We start from the raw sequence: 9,992 nt of genomic DNA, 5'->3' as shown, positions 1-9,992 counted from the left end.
GGGCACGAGCCCGCGTGCAGAGCCGCAACGCAGGCGCGCCTACAGCAACCGCAGCACGGCGCAGGACATCCGTGACAAGGGTGTGTCGGCGCAGGTCGACTGGACCACGCCCTGGCTGAGCGATGCAGTGCTGACCTCGATCACCGCGCTGCGCGACTGGAAGTCGGTCAACGGCCTGGATTTCGACTATGGCGCTGCCGACATTCTCTACCGCCAGGCGCGCGAGAACGAGATGCTCACCAAGTTCAGGACCTTCAGCCAGGAGCTCCGCCTGGCCGGGTCCACCGAGCGCTTCGACTGGCTGGTCGGCGCGTTTTATGCCGACGAAACCCTGCACCGCAACGAGTCCTACCGGTTTGGCAGCGCCTACGAGCCCTATCTGTCCAGCGTGATGCTTGCACGCATCAATCCGGCATTGGCCGCACGCGCCGACGCAACGCGTTTTCTCGCCGATACGACCGGCCTGCCCGCCGGCAGCCTGTTTCGCGGGCAGGGCAGCCAGGACCGGTTTTGGCAGGACGGCACCAGCGCCGCGCTGTTCACCAACAACACCTGGCATGCCACCGATGCGCTGGATGTGGTGGTCGGCCTGCGCTATACCTACGAGCACAAGGCGTTGCGCTCGGCGTTTGAAAACCCCGATGGGAGCCCGGCCTGCGCGAGTTATTTTGCCGCCGACGGGCAGGTGAATCCGGCAGCGTTGCGGCGCATCGGCGCTGCGCTCGTCTCGCGCGGCGTGCCCGCAGCTGCAGTGCCTTCCATTGCGCCGCAGGTCATCGGCTTCAGCTGTCTGCCCTGGACCAATATCGCCCACGCCGGCCGCCTGACCGAACAGCGCCGCACCGAACGCGAGTGGTCCGGCACCGCCAAGCTGGCGTATCGCTGGAATGCATCACTGATGACCTACGCGTCGGCGGCGCGCGGCTACAAGGCCGGTGGTTTCAATCTCGACCGCGTGCAATCTTCCGACGGCCTGTCCAGCGGCGTGCAAGGCATCCTGCCGGTGGACGACACCTCGTTTCCGGGCGAATTCGTCGACAGCTACGAACTCGGCGCCAAGACCACCTGGCTCGGCGGCAACCTGCTGGTGAACGCAGCGCTGTTCTACCAGGACTTCAGCGACTTCCAGCTCAACAATTTTCTCGGCACCAGTTTCGTGGTTCGCGCCATTCCCACCGTGGTGTCGCGCGGCATCGATACCGAAGTGCTCTGGCAGGGCGCCTTGCCCGGGCTGATGGTGCAGGGCGGGCTCAGCTATGCAGACACCACCTATGGCGATGATGTGTTGCCCGATGCAGAGCTGGCGTTGCTGCCCGGCAGCCGAGCGAGCTTTGCGCCGCGCTGGTCGGCCAACCTGTCGGTGACCTACGAGCACGCATTGGGCAACCGCTTGACCGGTCGCGCCAACGTCGGGGCCAAATACAGCTCCGAGTACAACGCCGGCTCGGATCTGGATCCGCAAAAAGCGCAACCCGGTTACACCTTGCTCAATGCGCGGGTGGGCATCGGTGCAGACGACAAGCGTTGGCTGCTGGAAGCCTGGGCGGAGAATCTGGGCAACAAAACCTATCGACAGATCGTCATCGATACACCGTTGCAGGCCGGCTCCTGGAATGCGTTCCTGGGCGCGCCGCGGACCTATGGGGTGACCTTGCGGCTGCGTTATTGAGCGCATCGCGCAGCCCGCTTCATTCGCTGCACGCGGTAGTCGGGTGCACACGCGCAGTCCTGCCTGCCCGGAGCGACAGCAGGCGCTGGGTGGCCGTCGAGCGGGCGCGGGCGCAGCCCGGAATCAGCCCGAACCGGTTGCATCCGGCGGTCTGCGCTGTCCAAGTCCGCCTGGCTGCTGCCTGCCGCGGTTTGTGAGTCGCGCCAAACCTGGGCTCGGCCAAAGACGCGACAGCGTCGCCGAGATCGGCTACAAACAGGGTCCGCCTGCCGACCTGCGTGCCGATGTTGCTGCTGCTTTCCATTGCCGTTGCTGATGCGTGGCCGCCCGTTTTTTTTGGCGGCTGTGCGGCCGCTGCGGTGTGTTCTGTTGCGTTGCACGCACGCGGATGCAGCGACCGTTCCGATGTCGCCCTGCAGGCATGCGTTTCTGATGCGCGCTGCATGCGTCCAGCGCCGGCGGAGACATGCTGGCGATGGCATCCACCGCAGGCGCATAGACCGGATGCCCGCAGGTCGCCTGCTCCGTCGCCGATCCGCGCGCACGGTCACGCAGCCCGCTACATGCAGGCGGTGCACTGATGTGGGAAGCGCTGGGTACCGTCCGTGACCTCGGGCGTCTGCAGGAAATCGCTGCGGTCCTGATCCGGTATGGCTTCGGCGATGTGGTGCGCCGGATCGGGCTGGCCGATGTGCTCGAACGTGCCGGCCGGCTGCTGCACTGGAACAACGCCGAAGGTCGCTTGCGCATGTCTGCGGCGGTGCGGGTGCGGCGCGCACTGGAAGAACTCGGGCCCACCTTCGTCAAACTGGGCCAGGTGCTGGCCACGCGCGTGGACCTGTTGCCGCCGGAGTGGATCGACGAGCTGAGCGAGCTGCAGAACGCGGTGCCTGCATTGCCGTTCGAGCAGGTCCACCCCCAGCTGGTGGCCGCGCTGGGCGCCGAACCGGACACCGTCTTCGCGCGCCTGGACGAACACCCGCTGGCCGCCGCATCGCTGGCGCAGACCCACCGCGCCTGGTTGGCCGATGGCACGCCGGTGGTGTTGAAGATCCGTCGCCCCGGCATCGGCGACACCATCGATGCGGATCTGCGACTGCTCGCGCGGCTGGCCGATATCGTCGAGACACGCGCACCGGATCTCAAGCGCTATCGCCCAACCGAAGTGGTGCAGCAGTTCACCGTTTCGCTGCGGCGCGAGCTCGACTTCGCCGCCGAGTGCCGCAATGCCGAGCGCATCGCCGCCAACTTCGCGCACGACCCGCAGGTGGTGGTGCCGGCGGTGTACTGGCAGTGGACCTGCGAGTCGCTCAATGTGCAGGAATTCATCGACGGCATCCCCGGACGCGACCTGCAGGCGGTCGATGCGGCGGGACTGGACCGCCGTGCGCTGGCGCGGGCGGGTGCCGGCATCGTGCTCAAGATGGTGTTGCAGCACGGCTGCTTCCACGCCGACCCGCATCCGGGCAACATTTTCTACCTGCGCGATGGCCGGATCGCGGTCATCGATTTCGGCATGGTCGGGCGGGTGTCCGAGCAGCGTCGGTTTCAGGTCGCACAGCTGCTGCATGGCATGGTGAGCTACGACGCCGACGCGGTCATCGACGTGTTGCTGGAGTGGGCAGGGACCAGTCTGGATATCGACGAGGCGCGTTTGCAGCAGGACATCGGAGCCTTCGTCGACGAGTACCGCGGCGTGCCGCTCAAGGAGTTGCGCATCGGCGCGATGCTGGGCGATGTCACCGCGATCCTGCGCGATCACGGCCTGACGCTGCCGTCGGATCTGGCGCTGATGATCAAGGCCTTCCTCACCCTCGAAGGCATGGGGCGCCAGCTCGACCCGGACTTCGACATGGCCACCGAAGCGCGGCCCTATCTGGAGCGTGTGGTGGTGCAGCGTTATGCACCACGCGCCATGTTGCGGCGTAGCCGTCGCACCGTGACTGGCGCGATCGACCTGATCGGCGATCTCCCGCGCGATCTCAAGCGGCTGATCCAGGCCGCGCGGCGCGGCAAGCTGCAGTTGCAGGTGGAAACGCGCGCCTTGCGTGAGTTCGGCGACCAGGTCGACCGCGCTGCCAATCGCCTCACCATGGGCATCGTCACCGCCGCGCTGGTGATTGGCTCGTCGATCGTCATGAACAGCGTCGGCGGTAGCGCCAGCCGCTGGCTGCTTGGGCTGGGCGTCGGTGGGTTCATCGGTGCCGGCCTGTGCGGCATCTGGATATTGTTCTCGATCTGGCGCAGCCGGCGATAGCGGAGCCGGTCATCGCAGCCCAACGCAGCTTCTGGGTATTGCCTCGCACGTCGTTAGTAGTAATACTACTAACCATGGACCTGACCGATACCCAGCAAGCCATCCTGGCCTTGATTGCCGAGCGCATCGAGACCGACGGCGTTCCGCCCTCGCAGACCGAAATCGCCCGCGCTTTCGGCTTCAAGGGCGTGCGCGCCGCGCAATATCACCTGGAGGCCCTGGAGCAGGCCGGCGCCATCCGCCGCGTGCCGGGACAGGCGCGCGGGATTCGGCTGGCCGGGCAGGGCGCGCAGCCGCGCACGCCGCCGGTGAGCGAGCCAGCGCGCGACGACGTGCTGCGCTTGCCCGTCCTGGGCCGCGTGGCGGCGGGCTTGCCGATTGGTGCCGACATCGGCTCGGACGACTTCGTCGTGCTCGACCGCGTGTTTTTCTCGCCCTCGCCGGACTATCTGCTCAAGGTACAGGGCGACTCCATGCGCGACGAAGGCATTTTCGACGGCGACCTGATTGGCGTGCACCGCACCCGCGAAGCCCGCTCCGGGCAGATCGTGGTGGCCCGGATCGAAGAAGAGATCACGGTCAAGTTGCTCAAGATCGGCAAGGACCGGATACGGCTGCTGCCGCGCAACCCGGACTATGCGCCGATCGAAGTACTGCCGGATCAGGATTTCGCGATCGAAGGCCTGTATTGCGGGCTACTGAGGCCCAATCGCTAAGGATTGTGCCGATGTGCGCGCTGGCTTTTTTCTCAGCCGGTAGCGCAGGATTCACCGCTGCCAGCGCAGGGGCTGCATCGTTAATCTGAGTGTGTCGCCGCCAGTCTCAGCCTCTGCGATACACCGCCGCTACATTAGCTCCACACCGAAATCACTGACAAGGATCACCCAGATGGATGAGAACAAGAAGCGCGCCCTTTCCGCCGCACTGAGCCAGATCGAAAAGCAATTCGGCAAGGGCTCCGTGATGCGCATGGGCGACCGCGTGATCGAGGCGGTCGAGATCATTCCGACCGGTTCGCTGATGTTGGACATTGCACTGGGGATCGGCGGCCTGCCGAAAGGTCGCGTCGTGGAAATCTACGGCCCGGAATCCTCGGGCAAGACCACGCTGACCCTGCAGGCCATTGCCGAGTGCCAGAAGAAGGGCGGTACGGCTGCCTTCATCGATGCCGAGCACGCGCTGGATCCGATCTATGCCGCCAAGCTGGGCGTCAACGTCGACGACCTGCTGCTGTCGCAGCCTGATACCGGTGAGCAGGCGCTGGAAATCGCCGACATGCTGGTGCGCTCGGGCTCGGTGGACATCGTGGTGGTCGACTCGGTGGCCGCGCTGACCCCGAAGGCGGAAATCGAAGGCGAAATGGGCGACCAGTTGCCGGGTCTGCAGGCGCGCCTGATGAGCCAGGCCCTGCGCAAGCTGACCGGCAACATCAAGCGATCCAACACGCTGGTGGTCTTCATCAACCAGCTGCGCATGAAGATCGGCGTGATGATGCCGGGCCAGAGCCCGGAAGTGACCACCGGCGGCAACGCATTGAAGTTCTACGCCTCCGTGCGCCTGGACATCCGTCGTATCGGCGCGATCAAGAAGGGTGACGAGATCATCGGCAACCAGACCAAGATCAAGGTGGTCAAGAACAAGCTGGCGCCTCCGTTCAAGCAGATCGTGACCGAAATCCTCTACGGCGAAGGCATCAGCCGTGAAGGCGAACTGATCGACATGGGTGTGGAAGCCAAGCTGGTGGACAAGGCAGGTGCCTGGTACAGCTACGGCGATGAGCGTATCGGTCAGGGCAAGGACAATGCGCGTGGCTACCTGCGCGACAACCCGCAGGTCGCCGCTAAGCTCGAAGCAGAGCTGCGCGAGAAGTTCCAGCCCGCCGAAGCGCCGCGCGAAGCAGGCGACGACGCCGAGAAGGAATAAGCGCAACCGCTGGCGACCGGCTGCGACAGGCGCGGTGGCAGTTCAAACGGTCCGCCAGGTCCGGTAATGGACTCGGCGGGCTCAAGCGCTCTCGATCAGCGTGTTAGCCCGCTGCAGGTGATGCGCCAAGTTTTTCTATCGCGAGGACGGCGGAGTCAGTGCCGTTGCTTCTCGCGGTAGATCTATCGAAGGCCAGGAGGGCAGGCGCCACGGAGGGCGCATTGATTCAGCGTTAGGAGGACACGTCACGATGGACGAGCAAGAACCCGCACCAAAGCGGGGACGCCGGTTCAAGGAGCAGACGCCGGTCCAGCGCGCACTCGGCCTGCTGGTGCGACGCGAGCATTCACGCAAGGAATTGAACCGAAAGCTATTGGCACGCGGAATCGAGCCGGAGGCCGCACAGGCCGCGGTCGAGCGGCTCGCGGGTGAGGGTTGGCAGGATGACGCCCGGTTTGCCGCGGCCGTGGTCCGTAACCGCGCCGGTTCGGGCTATGGCCCGCTGCACATCCGTGCCGAACTGGGAACCCATGGCCTGGATAGCGATGCCGTCAGTGCTGCCATGGCCACGTTTGAAGGCGATTGGATCGAGAACGCACGCGATCTGATCCGGCGCCGGTTTGGTGAAGAAGGGCCGGTCGATCTGCCGCAGCGGCGCAAGGCCGCCGATCTATTGGCCAGGCGCGGTTTCGACGGCGACTGTATTCGTCGCGCCACCCGCTTCGACCTTGAGGACTGAGGGCGTCAGGCCTGCTACCCTTCGTGGTTTCAGGTTGTTCCGCTCCTCTGCGCCCACATTTCATTGGGTGACCGGGACTGCCGCCCGCCCAATGCCAGCTCATGAACGCACCCGCCAAATTCAGCACTTCCCAGATCCGTAGTGACTTCCTCGCGTTTTTCGAGGGGAAGGGCCACACCATCGTGCCATCCGCGCCGCTGGTGCCGGGTAACGACCCGACCTTGCTGTTCACCAATTCCGGCATGGTCCAGTTCAAGGACGTCTTCCTTGGCGCAGAAAAGCGCAGCTACGTGCGCGCCGCGGACGTCCAGCGCTGCCTGCGCGCCGGCGGCAAGCACAACGACCTGGACTCGGTGGGCTATACCGCGCGCCACCACACCTTCTTCGAAATGCTCGGCAACTGGTCGTTCGGTGACTACTTCAAGAAGGACGCCATCGCCTGGGCATGGGAGCTGTTGACCCAGGTCTGGAAACTGCCGGCGGACCGCCTGCTGGTCACGGTGTATCACACCGACGAAGAGGCATTCGCCCTATGGCGCGACATGATCGGCATTCCGGAAAGCCGCATCGTGCGCATCGGCGACAACAAGGGCGCGCCGTATGCGTCGGATAACTTCTGGCAGATGGCCGACACCGGTCCGTGCGGTCCGTGTACCGAGATCTTCTTCGACCACGGCGATCACATCGCCGGCGGCCCGCCCGGCTCGCCCGACGAAGATGGCGACCGCTTCATCGAAATCTGGAACCTGGTCTTCATGCAGTTCGACCGCCAGCCCGACGGCACCCTGGTGCCGCTGCCGGCACCGTGCGTGGACACCGGCATGGGGCTGGAGCGTCTGGCCGCGATCCTGCAGCACGTCCATACCAACTACGAAATCGATCTGTTCCAGGCCTTGATCGGCAAGGCCAGCGCGCTGACCGGCATCACCGATCTTGAAAACAAGTCGTTGCGTGTGATCGCCGATCACATCCGCGCCTGTTCGTTCCTGATCGTCGATGGCGTGCTGCCTTCCAACGAAGGGCGCGGCTATGTGCTGCGGCGGATCATCCGGCGTGCGTTGCGCCATGGCTGGATGCTGGGTGTGCGCCAGCCGTTCTTCAGCAAGATGGTGCCGACGCTGGTCGAGCTGATGGGCGAGGCCTACCCGGAGTTGGCCGCCGCGCAGGACACCGTGGCACGCGCCCTGTTGGCGGAAGAGGAGCGCTTTGCCGAGACGCTGGACGCCGGCATGAAGATCTTCGACGACGTGGCGGCACGCTCGCAGGACGTCATTCCCGGCGCCGATGCCTTCCGTCTGTACGACACCTACGGGTTCCCGGTCGACCTGACCGCCGACATCGCACGTGAGCGCGGCATGCGGGTCGATATGGAGGGCTTCGAGTTTGCGATGGAGCGGCAGCGCGAAACCGCGCGCGCGGCAGGCAAGTTCGGCGGCGGCGTCGCGCTACCCGCCGATCTGGTTGCCACCATGTCGCCGACCGTGTTCCTGGGTTATGAGGCGCACGACGCCGACGCGCTCAAGGTTGTCGCGCTGCTCAAGCAGGGCCGTCCGGTCGAGCGTGCCGAGGCTGGTGATGAGGTCATCGTGTTCACCGACTGCACCCCGTTCTATGCAGAATCCGGTGGACAGGTCGGCGATAGCGGGCAGTTGAGCAACACCGATGTATCGATCGAGGTTGCAGACACCCAGAAATTTGCCGGCCAGTTCCACGGCCATGTGGGACGCATTACCGAAGGCACGCTCGCGCTGGGCGATGTGCTGGCCGGGGGCATCGACGTGCAGCGCCGCGGCAAGACCATCCTCAACCATTCGGCGACGCACCTGCTGCACGCCGCGCTGCGCGAAGTACTGGGCACGCATGTGCAGCAGAAGGGCTCGCTGGTGGCGCCCGATCGCCTGCGTTTCGACTTCTCGCACTTCCAGCCCATTACCGCGGAAGAACTTGCGGTGATCGAGCGCAAGGTCAACGCCGAAGTGCGTACCAACCACAGCGTCGAAGTGCACAACATGGCCATGCAGGAGGCACTGGATTTTGGCGCGATGGCCTTGTTCGGCGAGAAGTACGGCGAAAATGTGCGTGTCCTTAAGATGGGCGGTTATTCGACCGAATTGTGTGGCGGCACCCATGTCACCCGCACCGGTGACATCGGTCTGTTCAAGATCACCTCCGAGGGCGGCGTGTCCTCTGGCGTGCGCCGCATCGAGGCGGTGACCGGGCAGGGCGCCCTGGACTACGTGGCCGACGAAGAGCGCCGTTTGTCCGACGCGGCCAGTCTGCTCGGCAGCAACACCACCGAGGTGGTCGATAAGGTGCGGGCGCTGACCGAGCGTCAGAAACGGCTGGAGCGCGAGCTGGAATCGCTCAAGGCCAAGCTGGCCTCCGGCGCCACGGCCGACCTCGGTGCCGGTGCGATCGACGTTGCCGGGGTCAAGGTGGTTGCGGTGCGCCTGGAAGGTTTCGACGCAAAGGCACTGCGCGATGCGATGGACCGTTTGAAGCAGCAGTTGGGCGATTCGGTGATCGTGTTGGCCGGTGCATCGGCCGGCAAGGTTGCGCTCGTTGCCGGCGTGAATGGCAGCCCAACTGGCAAGGTAAAGGCGGGGGAACTCCTCGGCCATATCGCCAGTCAGATCGGGGGCAAGGGCGGTGGCCGTCCGGATCTCGCCCAGGGTGGTGGCGAGGACGGGCCCGCCCTTGCGACCGCACTCGAAGGCGTGCCCTCCTGGGTCAAGCAACACTTGGGCTGAACACTTGTCCTGCTATGCCTTGATGGCTGGCAGGATGTCCCGCTACCATTTCTGGTCTATTCCCTTTACCTAGGGCGCGTCTCACTCAGGAGGCCGTCGATGCTGGTGGGAAACCCACCGGTTCCAGGAGATTTGCAAAATGTTGATCCTCACTCGCCGGGTAGGCGAAACCTTGATGATCGGCGACTCGGTCACTGTTACCGTGCTCGGCGTCAAGGGTAATCAGGTGCGTATCGGTATCACCGCACCGAAAGATGTGGCTGTGCATCGCGAAGAGATCTATCAGCGCATCCAACGTGGGGACGAGCCGGTTGCCTCTGGCGCGCATCACGGCGACGATTCTTCGAATTGATCGTCATAAAGGGTTTACGTTAGCCCCTGTTACCCGGTATTCTTCGCGGCCTGCCACGGACATCGCGGCAGGACGCAAAAACTGGAGCGATGCCCGAGCGGCTGAAGGGGCTCCCCTGCTAAGGGAGTATAGGGTCAAAAGCTCTATCGAGGGTTCGAATCCCTCTCGCTCCGCCAGTGTTCCGAACGCCTGCAAATCATTGATTTGCAGGCGTTTTTGTTTTTGTTCTTGGTTTGGGTAAGGAGCGTTTCGGCGTGCGACTGTCTGCGAAGCGGCACGTGGTAAAGCGGCCAATGGCAGAT

The 9,992-nt window shown here is 64.6% G+C and carries 7 protein-coding genes and 1 tRNA gene; all 8 read left to right on the top strand.

Features of this window, described 5'->3' with window-relative positions; translation table 11 throughout:
- The coding region (locus OZ10_RS02335; RefSeq protein ID WP_039563833.1) for a TonB-dependent receptor at positions 1-1,669 on the top strand (1,669 nt) is incomplete at its 5' end.
- Between the two features lie 580 nt (positions 1,670-2,249).
- Positions 2,250-3,926 carry a 2-polyprenylphenol 6-hydroxylase gene (ubiB, locus tag OZ10_RS02325; protein ID WP_039404222.1) on the top strand — a complete coding sequence of 559 codons (1,677 nt, stop codon included), beginning with the start codon at positions 2,250-2,252 and terminating at the stop codon, positions 3,924-3,926.
- Between the two features lie 74 nt (positions 3,927-4,000).
- The gene (lexA, locus tag OZ10_RS02320) at positions 4,001-4,642 is read left to right on the top strand and encodes a transcriptional repressor LexA (protein ID WP_039563832.1); all 642 of its coding nucleotides are present in this window, start codon (positions 4,001-4,003) and stop codon (positions 4,640-4,642) included.
- 172 nt (positions 4,643-4,814) lie between these two features.
- A complete protein-coding gene (recA, locus tag OZ10_RS02315) occupies positions 4,815-5,849 on the top strand; it encodes a recombinase RecA (RefSeq protein WP_039404226.1) in 1,035 nt (344 codons plus the stop codon).
- Positions 5,850-6,099: 250 nt separating this feature from the next.
- Positions 6,100-6,588, top strand: coding sequence for a recombination regulator RecX (gene recX, locus OZ10_RS02310; protein ID WP_039563830.1), 489 nt, complete (start codon positions 6,100-6,102; stop codon positions 6,586-6,588).
- Between the two features lie 101 nt (positions 6,589-6,689).
- Positions 6,690-9,338 (top strand): alanine--tRNA ligase, encoded by a 2,649-nt coding sequence (gene alaS, locus OZ10_RS02305; protein WP_039563829.1) that lies wholly within the window; start codon positions 6,690-6,692, stop codon positions 9,336-9,338.
- A gap of 139 nt (positions 9,339-9,477) precedes the next feature.
- Positions 9,478-9,690 (top strand): carbon storage regulator CsrA, encoded by a 213-nt coding sequence (gene csrA, locus OZ10_RS02300; protein ID WP_003481884.1) that lies wholly within the window; start codon positions 9,478-9,480, stop codon positions 9,688-9,690.
- Between the two features lie 83 nt (positions 9,691-9,773).
- A tRNA-Ser gene (locus tag OZ10_RS02295) sits at positions 9,774-9,866 on the top strand.
- Positions 9,867-9,992 lie beyond the last annotated feature (126 nt).

It is taken from the genome of Xanthomonas cannabis pv. cannabis (genome assembly GCF_000802365.1).
Lineage (GTDB): Bacteria > Pseudomonadota > Gammaproteobacteria > Xanthomonadales > Xanthomonadaceae > Xanthomonas > Xanthomonas cannabis.
The sequence above is the reverse complement of the archived record's forward strand: the minus strand, read 5'-3'. Positions and strand labels throughout refer to the sequence as shown.